The sequence below is a fragment of the Clostridium thailandense genome, from assembly GCF_019207025.1.
Lineage (GTDB): Bacteria > Bacillota > Clostridia > Clostridiales > Clostridiaceae > Clostridium_AM > Clostridium_AM thailandense.
The window spans coordinates 1-17496 of the sequence record NZ_JAEEGC010000074.1 but is presented as its reverse complement, the minus strand read 5'-3'; the positions used below and the strand labels follow the sequence as shown (position 1 = coordinate 17496).

Here is a 17496-nt window from a genome sequence, read left to right as displayed (position 1 = left end):
AGGATTTTTCTCCGCTATGCTACGAAAAATCTTTAATTTATAAAGGCTATATTTAATGCTTATTTTAAGAAAATATCTTAAATAAAGTATTGCCAATTAATGCAGCCTGATGGCTTGCGGCAAAGCCGCTAAATAAAAAATAATTAAAGCTTTTCTGTAGCGACAGCGGAAGAAAAGCAACCTTCATTGTCCTCTGTCCTCTGTCAATTGTCCTCTGAAAAAATTTTGCGTCGCATAATTTTTAAATTGTAAATCATAGTGGATTAAAAAGGATGTATTAATATGAGAATAATAGTAGATGCAGATGCATGCCCGGGAAAACAAATAATCGAGAGAGCTGCTAAGGAAAATAATATAAAAGTGATTATGTATTGCGATATAAGCCATACTATAACTAGTAATTACAGTGAAGTAAGGTATGTTGATAAGGGTTTTCAGAGTGTAGATATGGCTCTAATTAATGTAACTGAAAAAGAGGATATTATAATTACTCAAGATTATGGTGTTGCAGCTATGGCACTTGGAAAAAAAGCGTATGCCATAGGACCTAAGGGACATATTTATGACAATGACAATATGGATAGACTACTTTTTGAAAGACATCTATCAGCTAAGGTAAGAAGGAGTGGAGGGAAAACTTCTAATCCAAGAAAAAGGACAAAAGAAGATGACGAAAGATTATATATAAATTTACTGAAATTAATAAAAATAGGTTTAGCTAAAGAAGTATAAAAATCCACGCTGTTAAATAAATTTTTCAGCGTGGATTTTTATATTTCTAAATGTCTTCATAATCGGCAAAGTCTACAGTATCCTTAGGTCCCTCGGGAAAAAGCAATCCATTATTCATTCGTTCTACAATCGGATATCCTTCAGGAGATTGTTTAAGATCTACATCCTCTTTTTTAATAGTATAGTTTGGATTTTGTTTATCTAAAGGTTTACTCATAATATCAGCCTCCTCTGAAATAGGTTATCCAAGAAATATACTTTTATCCAGAGAGTATTTAAAAGTATATTTGTAAAAACATTTCCAGAAAAATAAATTTTTATCTTTAATAAATTGTTAATAAAAGTCTATTACAAAATATGGAACTATAGTATAATGTAACTTAGATATATTTTTAGCATAGGATGGGTATTTAAAATGAATGAATTAGGTATTGTTTGTAATTTAGAGAGCCCTCAAGAAAAAGACACAACCATAATAGTACAAGTTGAAAATAATTTAAAAGAAGATCTTCTATATAAATATATGATTGGCTGTAATGGAGCTTGGAGTACATTAAAAGATTTTAATGAAGAAGCAAGCGTTGAGTGGATTCCAAATGAGGATGGAAAATATATAATAATGGTACAAGCCAAAAAAAGAAATGGGGAAAAAAGTTTTGATTATGTTTCAAGGATAGATTATATTATAGGAAAAGTTGAAGAAAAGTTAATAAATAATATTACTCTAAACAAACATGAATTAGAGTTAGGTGAAAAACTTAATTTGTTTGTAGAGGCAAACAAATCTCCATTGATGTTTAAATATTGGATTAGAATTGATGATGAATGGAAAGTTATTAAGGATTATTCTGCAGATAGAAACCTTGTATGGACAACTAAAGCTGTAGGAAGAGGACAAATATTAATAGAAAGTAAAAATGTAGACTCTAAAAATAAATATGATGATTTTCAAACCATAGACTTTGAAGTTTCACCTCTGAAAGAAATAGAAATAATGGATTTTAAATGTTTATCATCAGATTTAGTAGTAGGATCTGAAATTATATTTCAAGTTGATGCCTCTTATAGTGAAAATAGAACCATACTATATAAATTCTTGAAAATAAATTTTAATGGAGAAGTTGAATGTATTCAAGACTATTCAACTAAGAGAATTGTAAATTATGTAGAAAAAATAAGTGGAGATTATAAAATATTATGTATGGTAAAAGATATGTATTCAACTAATAAATATGATGATAGAGCTATAATAAATTTTAAAGTAAAAAAATACAAAGAAATTTTTATAAAAAGTTTTACTACAGATTTAAATTCACCTCAACTATGTGAAACACCAATCGAGTTAAGAGCTGAGGTTATTGGTGGAAGAGAGCTATTATATAGATATGTAATTGAAGGAAATTCTATAGAAAACTCCGGATATACAAGAAATAATACATATATCTGGAGAAGTAAAGAACCTGGAAATTATAAAATATTAGTATGGGTCAAAGATAAGTCCTTCGAGGGTGAGTATGAAGCTGTGGAACTATTAAATTTTATAATAGATAAGAAAAGCAAAGAACCAGTTAGAATCGATGAAGTGTTAGTGGATAAAAATAAGAATGTTCTAATAAATGAAAAAATAAATTTTAAAGTTATCGCTTCAGGTGGTACTGACTTAAGATATAGTTTTATAATAAAAGAAAATGGAAAAGAGATAGGAAAAATAGATTATGGAACTTGCAATTGGGCGGATTTTACGCCTAAGGAACAGGGAAGCTATGAGTTTGAAATAAGAGTTAAGGACAAGTATTCTGGAAGAGATTTTGATTGTCATTCAATAATAAGTCTAGAGGTATTTAGCTATATACCAGCAAATATTGATTATATACTTTTTCCGGCAAGAGAACATTATGTTGTTGGAGATAGTATCAACATAAATGTAATAACTAGAAATACAATTAGTACATTACTTAAATACATCTTAAAGATAAATGACCGTAAAGTCGAAGAAACTGAGTATGTTCATGAAAAGGGGTATACATTCTCGCCTAAACGTAGTGGTTTATATTCTGTTGAAATATTTGCCAAAAATAAAGATAGCGATAAACCCTTTGATTATAAAAAAGATATAAAAGTAGCAGTGTATGATGCATTTCCAGTAACTAATACTAAAATAACTTGCAATAAAACAAAATTTCTATGCAATGAATCTGTAAACTTTACTGTCCATAGCGAGGGAGGCAAGGACGTAGTATATGAATTTTATATAATGGAAAAAGGAGAATGGAATTTAGTACAAAATTATAGTAAAAAAAATTATTATACATTTATACCTTTTGCTAAAGAAGAATATAGAGCATTAGTCTTAGCTAAAAGTCAATATAGTGAAGTTTCTTATGAAGATTATGATACTTTTACATTTAATGTAGAGTAATTATGTATTAAAGTTATTTAGATAAAACACGATAAATATATTTGAAGAAAAACATGGGTTGGTGAAGATATGAATGTAGATAACAATAAAAAAGTTCAAGATTTTTTACAATTTCAACTTATGACTCAAATGTTTAAAGAAGCAGTTGGAGATTCAGACTCTTTTTCACTTATCATGGAAAGTTTAACTAATGCTATGACGAATAGCGATGGAAGTATAGATCTAACTAAGTTGGGATTAGGAGAAGATGACTTAAGCAAACTAGGATATGGTGCAGGACAAAGACTAAATTCTGTATATAATACGGTAAAAGATGACATTAAGAGTGGAAACGTAAGCATAGAAGAAGCGGTAGAAAAAGCTTCCAGAAAATATGGGATTGATAAAGACTTAATAGAGGCAGTTATAAAACAGGAGTCAGATTTTGACCCTAAATCAGTATCAGGGGCTGGTGCTATGGGACTTATGCAGCTTATGCCAGGCACAGCAAGTGAACTTGGTGTTTCTGATGCATATGATATAGAACAAAATGTTGAAGGTGGAACAAAATATTTAAAAGGATTATTAGATATGTATAATAACTCTAAAGAATTGGCTTTGGCTGCATATAACTCAGGTCCTGGAACGCTGAAATACAGAGGAGTAAAAAGTGCATCTGATATTTCAAAATTGCCTTATGAAACCAGGGATTATGTACAAAAAGTTATGAAATATTATGGGAAGTAGACGATTTTTAAGCAGTCTTTAATTAGACTGTTTTTATTTTACAACTAAAAGGTTATAATACTAAGAGAATTTAAATGTAAAATTATTAGGAGGTAGGCCATGGAAAGATTAGATAAAGTTCTGGCGAATTTGGGATATGGAACAAGAAAAGAAGTTAAATCATTAGCCAAAGATGGCTTAATAGAAGTTGATGGTTCAATAATTAAAGATAGTTCTATAAAAGTAGATCCGAATATATGCAAGATAAAGGTTTCTGGTGAATTGGTTAATTACAGAAAATATATTTATCTTATGATGAACAAGCCTGATGGCGTAGTTTCTGCGACATTTGACAATTATGATGAAACTGTTATAGATTTATTGGAACCTGAGCATCAAGCATTTAATCCATTCCCAGTAGGTAGATTGGACAAAGATACAGTGGGATTACTATTATTAACAAATGATGGAGAATTAAATCATAGATTAATATCACCTAAATGGCATGTAGATAAAGTTTATTATGCGGAAATAGATAAAGTAGTGAATGAAAAAGATATAGAAGCTTTTGAAGAAGGAATAACTTTAGATGATGGATATCAATGTATGCCTGCTAAATTAGAAATACTGCAAGCGGACAAAGATGGTTCAAAAATTAAAGTAACAATACAGGAAGGAAAATTTCATCAAGTTAAGAGGATGTTTAAGAGCAGGGATAAAAATGTAGTTTATTTGAAAAGAATAAAGTTTGGGCCACTTGATTTAGATACAAGTTTAGTAGAAGGACAATATAGGGAGTTATCTGAGAAAGAATTAGAGGTTCTTAAAAAAATTTAAAAATTTGGGTGAAAGATGAAGTTGATTAAGGCATTCTAATATTATTCTACAATTAATTATTCAAAACAACTTGAAATTTCATTTTTATTTTAATATAATAAACTTGCAAGGATAAATAAAAGGAATAAATAGCCCCCTTTTTATTTATGAGCAAACAGCCTATGCCCCAATGGGCTGTTTTTATTTGCGTTAATTTATAATAATTTTGTGGATTAACACTTTAATACGTGATAGAATTAAAGTGAGATTATAATAACGTATATTTAATAAGGAGTTGAGCTCATGGAAGAATATAAATCCAAATTACAAAGCGAAGCAATGGATTTTTTATGTGAAGCTGTATTAGCTCTAAAAACAAAAGAGGAATGCTATAGATTTTTTGATGATATATGCACTATAAATGAAATAAAAGCACTTGAACAAAGGCTCCAAGTGGCTAAGATGTTGAAAAATAAAAGAACATATTTAGATATTGCTGGAACGACTGGAGCAAGTACTGCAACTATAAGTAGAGTTAATAGATGCTTAAATTATGGAAGTGATGGTTACAACATAGTATTAGAAAGATTAAAAAATGATAATGAAAAGTAATATTATGTATAAAATGAAAAATTTAGATTACCATAAAATGTGTTGATATAAATCAGCACATTTTTTACGTTTAGTAATGATTAAACAAGCAGTTAAATGTTATAATATTAAACATGAGAATTTTGTAAAAAATTTTTTATAATAACCAGGGAGTGAATTTTATGGACTTAAAAATGCTTTTAAATAAAGAACAATATGATGCTGTTGTAACTATAAATGGACCTATATTAATACTAGCCGGTGCTGGATCAGGTAAGACAAGAGTTCTGACTCACAGAATAGCACATATGATAAAAGACTTAAACATATATCCTTCTAAAGTTTTAGCTATTACTTTTACAAATAAAGCAGCAGGAGAAATGAAGGAAAGGATAAGAAGTTTGGTTGGAAGTGATGTAGATAATATGTGGGTATCTACTTTTCATTCAAGTTGTGTAAGAATTTTAAGAAGAGAAATAGACAAATTAGGGTATAACAAAAATTTTGCTATATATGATAGTTATGACCAAAAAGTCTTAATTAAGCAGTGTATGGAAGAGTTAAGGATAAATGACAAAGACATAACAGATAAAGAAATAATAAATAAAATAGGAGAGCAGAAGGATAACTTAATATCTCCTGAACAATTTAAAAGAGAAAATCAACAGAATTTTAGAATGGATAAAATAGCAGATTTATATGTCTTGTATCAGAAGAAGCTGAAAAGTAACAATGCTTTAGACTTTGATGATTTAATTTATAAGACTGTAGATTTATTTAAAAAAAATCCAGACGTATTAGAGTTTTATCAGAGAAAATTTCAATACATAATGGTGGATGAATATCAAGACACTAACAAATCTCAGTACGAATTAGTTAAACTTTTAGCTGCAGCACATAGAAATATTTGTGTTGTTGGTGATGACGACCAATGCATCTATGAGTGGAGAGGTGCAGATATCAGGAATATATTGGATTTTGAGAAAGATTATCCGGAAGCTAAGGTAATTAAGCTTGAGCAAAACTATAGATCAAAAGGAAATATACTAAAAGCAGCTAATAATGTCATAAAAAATAATGCTCAAAGAAAAAGCAAAGTACTTAGAACTGAGAGTGATCAAGGAGAAAAAATAAAAATTTATAGAGCTTACTCAGATATTGATGAAGGAATGTATGTGTCAGCTCAAATTAAAAAGATAAAGGAAGAACAAAATAGGAGATATAAGGATTTTGCAATACTTTACAGAACTAATGCACAGTCACGTGTTTTTGAAGATATTTTTATGAAATCTAATATACCTTATAGAATAGTTGGTGGACTTAAGTTTTATGATAGAAAAGAAATAAAGGATATAATGGCTTACTTGAAATTTATAAACAATCCGCTTGATGATGTAAGTTTAAGAAGAATTATAAATGTTCCCAAAAGAAGTATAGGTGACGCCACTGTAGAAAAGGTTCAAGAATTCGCTAGTTCAATGGACGAGTGTATGTATAGTGTTTTGTTAGATATAGAGGAAGTATTAAAGCTCTCAACTAGAACTATATCATCCATAAAGAAATTTGTAAGCTTAGTAAACAGCTTTATAAGAAGTAGAGATGCAGTAAGCGTTTCTAGCTTAATAAAGGAAATATTAGAAACTACAGGATACTTGGAAGAGCTTAAAAATTCAAAGGATTTGGAAGCATTAAGCAGAATAGAGAACTTGAAAGAACTTGTATCTGCAGCAGCAGAGTTTGAAAGTACATCAGAAGATAAGTCGTTATCAGCATTCCTTGAGAAAGTTACATTAGTATCTGACATAGATAATTTTGATCAGGATGCAGACAGTGTGGTAATGATGACAGTTCATAGTGCTAAAGGATTGGAGTTTCCGACAGTATTTATGGTTGGAATGGAAAATGGAATATTTCCTGGTAATCAGGCCTTTAATGATTTTGCTGAAATGGAGGAATCAAGAAGGCTGTGTTATGTTGGAATAACTAGAGCTGAAGAAATGCTATACATGACTTCTGCTGAAAATAGAAGAGTGTTTGGAAAGACTGTTGCCTATTCAGAGTCGGATTTTATTAGAGAAATATCGGCAGAGCTAATAGAATATGATAATCCTATAAAAAAGAGTTTTGGAAAGTTCGGAACTTCTATGAACAATAATTTCAGTAATGGATTTAATAAGAATAGTTTTACCAATTTCCAAGCACCAGTAAGGAATGTAAGTGTTTCATATACAAATATGGCAAATAGTAAGAAAAATAAAGAGGATAAAGAAGGCTCGCTAAAGCTTGAAAATATTAAAGTTGGAATAAAAGTTAAACACTTAAAGTTTGGAATAGGAACTATTGTAAGTGTTTCAAAAGTTGGGGAGGATGTTAAGCTTACTATTGCGTTTGATAAAATGGGAATTAAAAACTTAATGTATGGAATTGTTCCATTAGAAGCTGTCTAGGAGGGGGAATATGAGTTTAGATAATGACAAAATTAAAAGACTTAATGAACTAATAGAAGAGTTGAATGGATATGCATATGAGTATTATGTATTAGATAATCCAAGTGTTTCAGATAAAGAATATGATAAAAAATATGATGAATTAGTTGAGTTAGAAAAAGGAACAGGAGTAATATTACCCTATTCTCCAACACAAAGAGTAGGAGATAGGGTGATATCTGAGTTCCAAAAATATACACATAAAGGTAGACTATGGAGCTTGGATAAATCACAAGATATTCAAGGAATAAGAGATTGGCACATAAGAAATAAAAAAGCTGTGGAGGAATATAATCGTAATCACGAAGATAAACTGCCAGAGCTTAGGTATATACTTACTAAGAAATTCGATGGACTTACTATTAATTGTACTTATGATGAAAATGGAATATTAGTTAAAGGTGCTACAAGAGGAACAGGGTTAGTTGGAGAGGACATAACAGCTCAAGTAAAAACTATAAGAACTCTTCCATTAAAAATAAATAACAATAGTATTATTGAAGTTCATGGAGAGGCTATTATGACAAAAACAGCTTTTGAGAAGTATAATGAAAAAGCTGAAATGCCATTAAAAAATCTAAGGAATGGAGCCGCTGGTGCTCTAAGAAATTTAAATATAAAGGAAACTGCAGCAAGAAACTTATCAGCATTTTTCTATGATGTAGGATATAATGAGGGAGCTTCTTTTAAAACCTATAGCGAAATGATGGAATTTATAAGGAATATGGGATTCCCACAGGATGAATATATTAAAGTATGTAGCAGCATAGAGGAAATAGAAAAAGAGTTAAAGTTTGTGGAGGATATAAGAAGCAGTCTTGACTATGACATAGATGGTGTTGTTATAGTAATTGATGATATGAAGACAAGGGACATATTAGGATATACAATAAAGTTTCCTAAATGGGCAATTGCTTATAAATTTGAAGCAGAAGAAGCTACTACAAAACTTTTAGATGTAGAATGGAATATTGGAAGAAGTGGGAGAGTAACCCCTACGGCAATACTTGAGCCAGTGGAATTAGCGGGGGTTACAGTTAAGCGAGCTACCTTAAATAATATGGATGACATAAAGAGAAAAGGCGTTAAAATAGGGTGTGATGTTTTTGTTAGAAGATCAAATGATGTTATACCTGAAATAATGGGTGTAGTTGAGGATACTTTGAAAGATGGAATAGAAATAGAATCACCAAAAACATGCCCTTCTTGTGATAGTGAATTAGTTCAAGAAGGAGTACATTATTTTTGTGAAAATACTTTATCTTGTAAGCCGCAGATGGTAAAAAGTATTGTACATTTTGGCAGCAGGGAGGCAATGAATATAGAAGGCTTTAGTGAAAGAACTGCAGAACAACTTTTTGAAAAACTTGAAATTAAGTCTATTGCAGACTTATATAGAATAAAAAAGGAAGATTTAATCACTTTGGAAAAATTTGGAGATAAAAAGTCTCAGAATCTTATAGATGCTATAGAGAAAAGCAAAAATTGTGATTTGTCTTCATTCATATTTGCACTAGGTATACCTAATGTAGGTAAGAAAACTGCAAAGGATTTAGTAAAGGAATTCAAAAATTTAGAAAATATAAAGAAGGCATCCATAGATGATCTTGTATCCGTTAAGGATATAGGAGATATTGTTGCAGAAAGTATAGTAGAATTTTTTAAAGAGGATAAAATAATAAAGAGTATAAATGAATTATTAGAATTAGGTGTTAGACCTCAATATGAAGAAGAAGAAATATCAGAGAGTGCATTTTTAGGAAAAACTATAGTGGTTACTGGTACGTTAAAAAACTATACAAGAGGTAGTATAAAAGAAAAGCTAGAATCTCTAGGAGCAAAAGTTGCAGGAAGTGTGAGTAAAAAAACTGACTATGTTTTAGCTGGAGAGGAAGCTGGTTCTAAGTATGACAAGGCTGTAGAACTAGGGGTAAATATAATAAATGAAGATGAATTTGAAAAAATGCTATAAGTATTTACAAAATAATAAAAAAGGTTTATGATGAAAATGGTTCATGATAGAAATTAAGACAGGTGGAGGAAAAGATGAAAAGGGCTATTAATTTTTTAGGATGGATAGGAGTGAGTTTAACAATACTTACAATAATATTAACGCTCCTTACTACATATCATTTTACATATGTAAAGTATTTTAGTGACTATCTTACTCTTCAATATTGTATAATTTTTACAATGTCAGCATGGGCTATTAAAATGTTTGAATTTAAAACAAACTTAAAAAACATACTATATCCTGCGACATGCATATTGATAGCATTTGGAACAATTTTTTTTGTTTTTATGAAAGTTTATTAATTTTTTGAAATTCTATTTAGAACGTATATATTTGTAAAATGGGTACAATTTTTAATCAAATTGTACTCTTTTTTTATGTTCTTCTATCTTCCGCTTTGTAAGTGTTATACTGATTTTTGTGTAAGAACTTGTTTATTTTTTATTTAACTGCTAATAATCTAAATAGGTATAACAAGAGCATATAGATAGCCACCCTAGAGAGTCAACTTTAGGCCGTGTTTGTCTATATATATAACCACACCAGAAAGTAAACATCTACCGGAGCATAAGTTTACTTTCAGCCATGGGGATCTATAATGCAAAGGAGATGTTGTATGAAAAGGCTTATAATTAGTATATTAATTTTAAGCTCTGTGCTTTTTAACGGTTGTGTTGAAAAAGCTGTTCAGAGCAATAAAAGTGAAAATACGAAAGATTGCATAGTATATAATATTGGAGAATTACCAAAAGAATTAATTATGCTTACTGAATATGATGTTAGACAACAGGATTTACTTGTAAATCTATTCGAAGGTTTAGTAAAGACTGATGAAAAGGGTAATATAATTCCTGGCATAAGTGATAGTTGGACTATAAGCAAAGATGAAACTTGTTATGTATTTAATATAAGAGAAGATGCAAAATGGAGCGACGGAAATGATATTGTAGCAGATGACTTTGTAGACTTTTTTTCGAAAATATTAAGTAAGGATATAAATAACAAATTTGCTGACCAATTGTATTATGTGTTTGGTGCTGCAGAGTATAGACAGGGAAAAAGGGAATTTAATAATGTGGCAATTAGGGCTGTAGATAAGAAAAAGCTTGAGATAAGATTAAACTATCCGTGTAATTATTTTTTGAATATACTTGCAGAGCCTATATATTCACTAAGAAAAATTAATGAAAACTTAGTGGATTGGAAAACTGCGTATAAGAATATTTTATTTACAGGAAGTTTTATTATAGATAATGTGGATAAAAGCAATAATATAACGTTAGTAAAAAACAATAATTATTGGAATGAGGACGCTATAAGAAGTAATAAAATTTTACTAACATGTATTAATAGCAGTGAAGCTTCGTTAGCTGATTTTCAAAGTGGCAGCATAGACATATTTACCAATCCACCAATAAGTGAAGTTAAAAGTCTCAATGATTCTGGTGAGATAAGTCAACTTCCATCGTACAACACTGAAAGTTTAGTATTTAACCTAAATAAAGATGGTGTAGTGAAAGATGTTAACTTTAGAAAAGCTTTAGCTTGTTATATAGATAGAAATTATATAACAAAAGAAATATTGAGCAATACAGCTAGATCAGCTCTGACGTATATTCCAACTGGTATAGGAAACGGATTAAATGGTCTGTTTACAAATAAAATATATTTTAATGGCGATGTAGAAAAAGATAAAGCACTAGAATATATGAAAAAAAGTAAGTTTAATAACAGTAGTGAATCTTTAAAGATGATTTATATAGATACGGTTGAAAATAAAAAAATTTGTGAAAATATATCAAAAAATTTACGTGATAACTTAGGCATAAAAATAGAATGTATAGGGTGCAGCATAGATGAATTTAATGATGCTATTAGTAAAAGTGATTATGACTTGGCTAAAGTTGATTTTAAAGGAAGTTATGATTATCCTCTGCCTTTTTTAGAAAGGTATAGTAGTATGTATAGTGATAATAATTATGGATATAAAAATGTGCAATTTGACACTATATTAGAAAAAAGTAAATTGGAAAGAGATAAAAATAAAAAAATAGAATTACTAAAAATGGCAGAAAATACTTTATATGACGATGTTCCGGTAATACCTATATATTTCAGTGATACTGTGATTTGTAAGAAAAAGAATATAAAAGATGTTTATTTTACAAAGGAAGGCAATATTAAATTAGATAAGGTATATATAGATTTAGAGCCATAATAAAAGAACTTCCTCTTATTACTAAGAGGGAGTTCTTTTATTAGATTGTTTTGGAATAAAATAAGCACAGGCTGCTTCGGCAGATGAAAAACTCGAAAGTGGAGTTACATGATTTAAAGTACACTTGCCGTTTTTTTCATGTATACATCTTTCTGAACAGTTTATGTTCATCATAAATTACATACCTCCTTTTAAAGCAGGTTGAATTATTAGCGTGTATATATGCTTGTACTGTGGTTATATTATTATAACCCAAAAATTAAAATATTATTTTTATTAGTATTCTTCATCAGAGTCTAAATTTTCTTCTATTATTTTAGGCAATGTCTTTTTTGGTTTTAAAAGATGTATAACTAAAAAGAATATCATCATATTTTTATTAGTATCAAAGGAGGTCTTAGAAACTTTGAAGGTTTCTTTCTTTTTGTTATAAGTAATATTTTTATAAAAAATAGCAGCTAACTCGCAGTTTTCAGGAGTAGGAATTGATGGCATTCTAAAATCCTGTTCATCAATTAAATCTTCAGATTTTAATGTATAATTTATATATCTTTCAACATCTTGCAATTCTGGTGTCTCAGGCCAACTAGGAATGATTCCAGAGTCTACAAGTTGGCGTTTAAATACATCCAATATTATTAAATCACTTTTATTTTCACATGCATTTATATGTGAGTCCATTAAACAAGTTATCACATACAAGGCAATCTCAAGACAAGAAAAAGTAATATCTTTGCTTTCAGTATTTTTTATAAAAATTCCTTTTTCGGGATTATATAATTCTAAAAGGTTATTAAAAATGATGTCAGATTTATCTTTGAATTTGATAATTCCAGTGTTTTTGTAAAGTAAGATGAAATTTATATAATTTTTGCAATCTTGTTCTAGTTGAAAGTCTGAAGGTGAATAAAATTCATCATTGACTTTTTCATATAAAAGCTCTGATAAGTCAAGTAGCAAAACCTTGCAATCTTGATTTTGAGAATATTTATAAAAAATATTTAAACCTAGACATAGTTCAGTAAGCTCTTCTGAATCTAGTAAATATAATTCTTCTTTAAATTCAAGAAACATATTTAATATGTCTAGTGAAAAGTTTTTATAATTTTCTTTATCATCGTTCTTACATAGACAAGAACATTTATAGTAAGCCGCCATAAATAATGCTTGAGATGAAAATTTGAATTTTTTGTTCTTTTCTTCAAAGGTTAATTCTCCTGTAAAAGAATCACTTAAGTCTTTTTTATCAACAAATACACCTTCATCATTTCTAAAATAAGAAGCGTAAAATTCTAGTTGTTTCTTACATAATAGTAAATAAAGCTTAGCTAGATTATATTTATTTGTATCTATGTTTCTAAATCTACTGTAGTAGTCATGTAATTCTAAAAGACATAGTGTCATTAATGAGTTACTATCTATGTTTATTTCTCTTTTAAACTTATCTTCGTCCCAGCATAGATTATTATCAATATTAATAAGCTTAGTGCTTGCTTTTTTGTATACACATAGAAGTGGAGAAACATCTTTAAATGTGTTAATATCAAAATTAGGAATATTTTTTGTCTTAAGATCTTTTAATGAAGTGTGTATTCCACACTTAGAGTATAATACAATTTGTTTTAAAGATTCTTTTGCAAGGTAAAAGAGTTGGTGTTCAACATTTTCTTTTTTTAGTTTGTTTATTCTTAGAAAAGGTCCTATATATTTCAAAACATACACCTACCATAAATTAATCCTTATATAAATAATATGAGGTAGGTAGTGAAATAGTGCCTGTTTATTTAAATAGAAAGGAAGAATTTTAATGAAAGTAGGAAAATTAAATTGGGATGATTTAAAAAAAATAATAGATAACAGTAGAAAAGTTAAAAGAGATGAGGTTAGAATTAGAAGTGGAGTAGGAGAAGATTGTAGTGTAGTTGAATTCGGAAATTATGAATGTATTCTTTCTACAGACCCTATAACAGGAGCTGATGTAAACGCAGGAAAGTTAGCAGTACATATAAATTGCAATGATATAGCTTCCTGTGGTGTTGAACCTATAGGAATTTTAGTAACCATTTTAGCACCAGAAAGTACATCGTTAAATGAAATAGAAAAAGTTATGGAAGAGATAGGGGAAGAGACTCAGAGACTTAATGTTGAGATTTTAGGTGGACATACGGAAGTTACAAGAGCTGTAAACAAAATGGTTATATCATGTACAGTAATTGGTAAAGCCTTAAAAGGGAGATCAGTAGCAACCTCAGGCGCAAAGGATGGAGATGATATAATAGTTACTAAGCAGTTGTGTCTTGAAGGAACAAGTATTGCAGCAAACGACTATAATGACAAAATAAAAGATGTTTTAACGCTTGAAGAGATAGAAGAGGCCAAAAGTTACGCAAAGTATTTAAGTGTAGTTAAGGAGGGCGTTATAGCTGGAAAGTTTGGCGTGAATTCCATGCATGATATAACTGAAGGTGGAGTATTAGGCGCTTTGTGGGAAGTGGCGGAAGCTAGTGGTTTAGGGTTTAAGGTATATAAAGAAAAAATGCCTATAAGCAATATAACACAAAGAATATGTGATAAATATTCTATAGATCCACTTAGATTTATATCATCAGGTAGTATGCTTATAACATCTGATAAGGGCAATGAGTTGATAAAAATACTTGAAAAAGAAGGTATCAAAGCTACAATAATAGGCAAAATTATTAAAGGAAAAGGGATTTTAATAGATGAAAATATAGAAAGAGAAGTAGATCCACCAGAGAGAGATGAATTGTTTGTATTAGAAGAAAAAATACAATAAACTAATAGAATTAAATGCACAATAGGTGCTTAATAATGTATAATAATTAGGTAAGATAAGTCAGTTTCTTTTGGAGGTATGAAATGAGAGTTGACGGTAGAAAAAATGATCAAACTAGACATATAAAGATAACAAGGAACTATACAAAATATGCTGAAGGTTCTGTGTTAATCGAAACTGGAGATACAAAAGTAATTTGTACAGCATCCATAGAGGATAAAGTTCCACCTTTTTTAAAGGGAAAAGGTGAAGGTTGGATCACTTGTGAATATAATATGATCCCAAGAGCTACTCAAGTTAGAAAGGTTAGGGATATAACTAGAGGAAAAGTTGATGGAAGAACTATGGAAATACAAAGGTTAATAGGAAGAGCATTAAGATCTATAGTTGATTTAAAAGCTATAGGAGAGAAGACTATATGGGTAGACTGTGATGTCATTCAAGCCGATGGGGGAACAAGAACTGCTTCTATTTCAGGGGCTTTTGTAGCATTAGTAGATGCAGTTAACAAGCTTCATAAACAAAGTCCATTTTCAGTATATCCTATAAGAGCTTTTGTTAGTGCTGTAAGTGTTGGAATTGTAAACAATGTAAAAATGCTAGATCTATGCTATGAGGAAGATTCAAGAGCAAAGGTTGATATGAATGTGGTTATGACTGATTCAGGCGAATTTGTAGAAATACAGGGAACAGGAGAGCAAAGCCCATTCTCTAGAGCGGATCTAAATGATCTAATATCTTTGGCGGAGAAAGGTGCTAAGCATATGATTCAGATGCAAAAAGAAAGTTTGAAAATGGATTCTTTGTGGATTGGAACAGGTGAAAGAAAATGAATAGGCTAATAGTAGCAAGTAATAATGTGAAGAAGATAAAGGAGATTAAAGCAATACTAGCTAAATATCCGATAGATGTATTATCTTTAAAAGAAGCGGGAATAGATATAGATGTTGAAGAAGATGGTAACACATTTATTGAAAACTCATACAAAAAGGCTAGCGAAATATATAAAATTGTAAATAAATCTATGGTTTTAGCAGATGATTCAGGACTCATGGTTGATTGTTTAGATGGTGCGCCAGGTGTTTATTCTGCAAGATTTGCAGGGGAACACGGAAATGATAAAAAAAATAATGAGAAGCTTTTAAAATTATTAGAAGGCAAAAAAATTGAAGAAAGAGAAGCTAAATTTGTATGTGCTATGGTTTTAATAATAGATGATTCTACAGTGGTAAAGGTCCAGGGAGAAATAAAAGGAAGAATAATAGACGAAGAAAAAGGAGAAAATGGATTTGGATATGATCCATTATTTTATGTACCCGAATATGACATGACATTTGCAGAAATGAACTCTGAAATTAAAAACTCCATAAGCCATAGAGCAAAGGCTCTGAAAAAATTAGAAGGAGAAATCAATAGGCTTATGAGGGAGGAGTAAAATTGATAATAGGAGTAATAAGTGATACACATAGATATTCTTGGTTAATAGAGAACGCTGTTAATAGATTAAACAATCCCGATATATTGATCCATTTAGGTGATAATGTTCAGGATATTAAGGAGATATCTAAATATTATAAAGGCGAAATCCTAAACGTAAAAGGGAATTGTGATTTCGCCGTAGACACTCCTAGTGAAAGAATTGAAAATATTTCAGGGAAAAAGGTATTTATGACTCATGGACATAGATATGATGTGAAATATGATTTATCTAGACTAAAATATAGAGCTTTAGAAATTGGTGCAGACATAGTACTTTTTGGACATACACATGTTTCGCAGATTGTATACGAAAATGGTATTTGGTTTGTAAATCCGGGAAGTCCTGCTATATCAAGGGATGGTTTTAATAGTATAGCGATTATTACAATAGAAGATGAAAAAATTAATCCAAGCATCAAAGGTATTTAAGGCAAAAATATAAAAAAGTTTTTAAATAGGTATTGACGAATCAGATTATATCGTGTAGAATAATCTATGTCGTCGGGAGTTGATAACTCTGAGATGAAAAGAGTTCAGGAAGTTCCTGAACAGCGGGGTGTGGCGCAGATGGGAGCGCGCGTGGTTTGGGACCATGAGGTCGCAGGTTCAATCCCTGTCACCCCGACCAAGAATAAAATGATACAAAATGTAATTTATGACACCAATTATATCGGGGTGTGGCGCAGATGGGAGCGCGCGTGGTTTGGGACCATGAGGTCGCAGGTTCAATCCCTGTCACCCCGACCAGTAGAGATTTTAATTAATTAAGTTAGTTAAAGTTAATAATAAGCGGGTGTAACTCAATGGTAGAGTGCTAGCCTTCCAAGCTAGTTACGAGGGTTCGATTCCCTTCACCCGCTCCAAAATATGCGTTTTTAGCTCAGTTGGATAGAGCAACGGCCTTCTAAGCCGTGTGCCAGGGGTTCGAATCCCTTAAGACGCACCATATATGGTGGACGTAGTTCAGTTGGTAGAGCGCCAGATTGTGGTTCTGGTTGTCGTGGGTTCGAACCCCATCGTTCACCCCATTATTGGGATATCGCCAAGCGGTAAGGCAATGGACTTTGACTCCATCACTCGTAGGTTCAAATCCTGCTATCCCAGCCATTTGGTTTACTAGCTCAGTCGGTAGAGCACATGACTTTTAATCATGGTGTCCGGGGTTCGATTCCCCGGTAAGCCACCAAATTATTTAACTCTTCAATAAAAGAAGATTAGATATTACAAAACTAAAAAATG

15 protein-coding genes and 7 tRNA genes are annotated in these 17496 nt (G+C 30.5%); 19 read left to right on the top strand and 3 right to left on the bottom strand.

What is annotated here, in order from left to right; genetic code table 11:
- Positions 1-282: 282 nt before the first annotated feature.
- Complete coding sequence (locus tag I6U48_RS15840; protein ID WP_218321439.1) at positions 283-732, top strand: YaiI/YqxD family protein; 450 nt, start codon at positions 283-285, stop codon at positions 730-732.
- Positions 733-778: 46 nt separating this feature from the next.
- On the opposite strand, the gene I6U48_RS15835 is transcribed toward I6U48_RS15840, so the two are convergent.
- Entirely contained in the window at positions 779-949 is a 171-nt protein-coding gene (locus I6U48_RS15835; RefSeq protein WP_218321438.1) for a hypothetical protein, read from the bottom strand.
- Positions 950-1147: 198 nt separating this feature from the next.
- Between I6U48_RS15835 and I6U48_RS15830 the strand changes: the two genes are divergently transcribed.
- From I6U48_RS15830 to I6U48_RS15800, 7 genes are all read left to right on the top strand, one after another.
- Complete coding sequence (locus I6U48_RS15830; protein WP_218321437.1) at positions 1148-3151, top strand: triple tyrosine motif-containing protein; 2004 nt, start codon at positions 1148-1150, stop codon at positions 3149-3151.
- Between the two features lie 69 nt (positions 3152-3220).
- Complete coding sequence (locus I6U48_RS15825) at positions 3221-3877, top strand: lytic transglycosylase domain-containing protein (RefSeq protein ID WP_218321436.1); 657 nt, start codon at positions 3221-3223, stop codon at positions 3875-3877.
- Between the two features lie 99 nt (positions 3878-3976).
- Complete coding sequence (locus I6U48_RS15820) at positions 3977-4693, top strand: pseudouridine synthase (RefSeq protein WP_218321435.1); 717 nt, start codon at positions 3977-3979, stop codon at positions 4691-4693.
- A 282-nt stretch (positions 4694-4975) separates the two neighbouring features.
- Positions 4976-5284, top strand: a complete 309-nt coding sequence (locus I6U48_RS15815; RefSeq protein ID WP_218321434.1) for a YerC/YecD family TrpR-related protein — start codon at positions 4976-4978, stop codon at positions 5282-5284.
- Positions 5285-5445: 161 nt separating this feature from the next.
- Complete coding sequence (gene pcrA / locus I6U48_RS15810; RefSeq protein ID WP_218321433.1) at positions 5446-7710, top strand: DNA helicase PcrA; 2265 nt, start codon at positions 5446-5448, stop codon at positions 7708-7710.
- A 10-nt stretch (positions 7711-7720) separates the two neighbouring features.
- Positions 7721-9721 (top strand): NAD-dependent DNA ligase LigA, encoded by a 2001-nt coding sequence (ligA, locus tag I6U48_RS15805; protein WP_218321432.1) that lies wholly within the window; start codon positions 7721-7723, stop codon positions 9719-9721.
- Between the two features lie 658 nt (positions 9722-10379).
- Positions 10380-11981, top strand: a complete 1602-nt coding sequence (locus I6U48_RS15800) for a peptide ABC transporter substrate-binding protein (RefSeq protein WP_218321431.1) — start codon at positions 10380-10382, stop codon at positions 11979-11981.
- 21 nt (positions 11982-12002) lie between these two features.
- Here the strand turns inward: I6U48_RS15800 and I6U48_RS15795 are convergent, their stop codons facing one another.
- Both I6U48_RS15795 and I6U48_RS15790 read right to left on the bottom strand, forming a co-directional pair.
- Complete coding sequence (locus I6U48_RS15795) at positions 12003-12155, bottom strand: hydroxymyristoyl-ACP dehydratase (RefSeq protein WP_246615388.1); 153 nt, start codon at positions 12153-12155, stop codon at positions 12003-12005.
- Positions 12156-12257: 102 nt separating this feature from the next.
- Positions 12258-13694 carry a hypothetical protein gene (locus I6U48_RS15790; protein WP_218321430.1) on the bottom strand — a complete coding sequence of 479 codons (1437 nt, stop codon included), beginning with the start codon at positions 13692-13694 and terminating at the stop codon, positions 12258-12260.
- Between the two features lie 94 nt (positions 13695-13788).
- Here I6U48_RS15790 and I6U48_RS15785 point away from each other — a divergent pair, with 94 nt between their 5' ends.
- The 11 genes from I6U48_RS15785 to I6U48_RS15735 all read left to right on the top strand — a co-directional run bounded on the left by I6U48_RS15785 (position 13789) and on the right by I6U48_RS15735 (position 17443).
- The gene (locus tag I6U48_RS15785) at positions 13789-14778 is read left to right on the top strand and encodes an AIR synthase family protein (RefSeq protein WP_218321429.1); all 990 of its coding nucleotides are present in this window, start codon (positions 13789-13791) and stop codon (positions 14776-14778) included.
- Between the two features lie 83 nt (positions 14779-14861).
- Positions 14862-15611, top strand: coding sequence for a ribonuclease PH (rph, locus tag I6U48_RS15780; RefSeq protein WP_218321428.1), 750 nt, complete (start codon positions 14862-14864; stop codon positions 15609-15611).
- Complete coding sequence (locus tag I6U48_RS15775; RefSeq protein WP_218321427.1) at positions 15608-16213, top strand: XTP/dITP diphosphatase; 606 nt, start codon at positions 15608-15610, stop codon at positions 16211-16213. The genes rph and I6U48_RS15775 overlap by 4 nt, the downstream gene beginning before the upstream one ends.
- 2 nt (positions 16214-16215) lie before the next feature.
- Positions 16216-16686, top strand: coding sequence for a metallophosphoesterase (locus I6U48_RS15770; protein WP_218321426.1), 471 nt, complete (start codon positions 16216-16218; stop codon positions 16684-16686).
- 123 nt (positions 16687-16809) lie between these two features.
- Positions 16810-16885, top strand: a tRNA-Pro gene (locus I6U48_RS15765).
- Positions 16886-16928: 43 nt separating this feature from the next.
- Positions 16929-17004 (top strand) — tRNA-Pro (locus tag I6U48_RS15760).
- Positions 17005-17046: 42 nt separating this feature from the next.
- Positions 17047-17120: transfer RNA gene (locus I6U48_RS15755), tRNA-Gly, on the top strand.
- A gap of 6 nt (positions 17121-17126) precedes the next feature.
- Positions 17127-17203: transfer RNA gene (locus I6U48_RS15750), tRNA-Arg, on the top strand.
- A 6-nt stretch (positions 17204-17209) separates the two neighbouring features.
- A tRNA-His gene (locus I6U48_RS15745) sits at positions 17210-17285 on the top strand.
- Between the two features lie 4 nt (positions 17286-17289).
- A tRNA-Gln gene (locus tag I6U48_RS15740) sits at positions 17290-17364 on the top strand.
- A gap of 3 nt (positions 17365-17367) precedes the next feature.
- Positions 17368-17443 (top strand) — tRNA-Lys (locus I6U48_RS15735).
- Positions 17444-17496 lie beyond the last annotated feature (53 nt).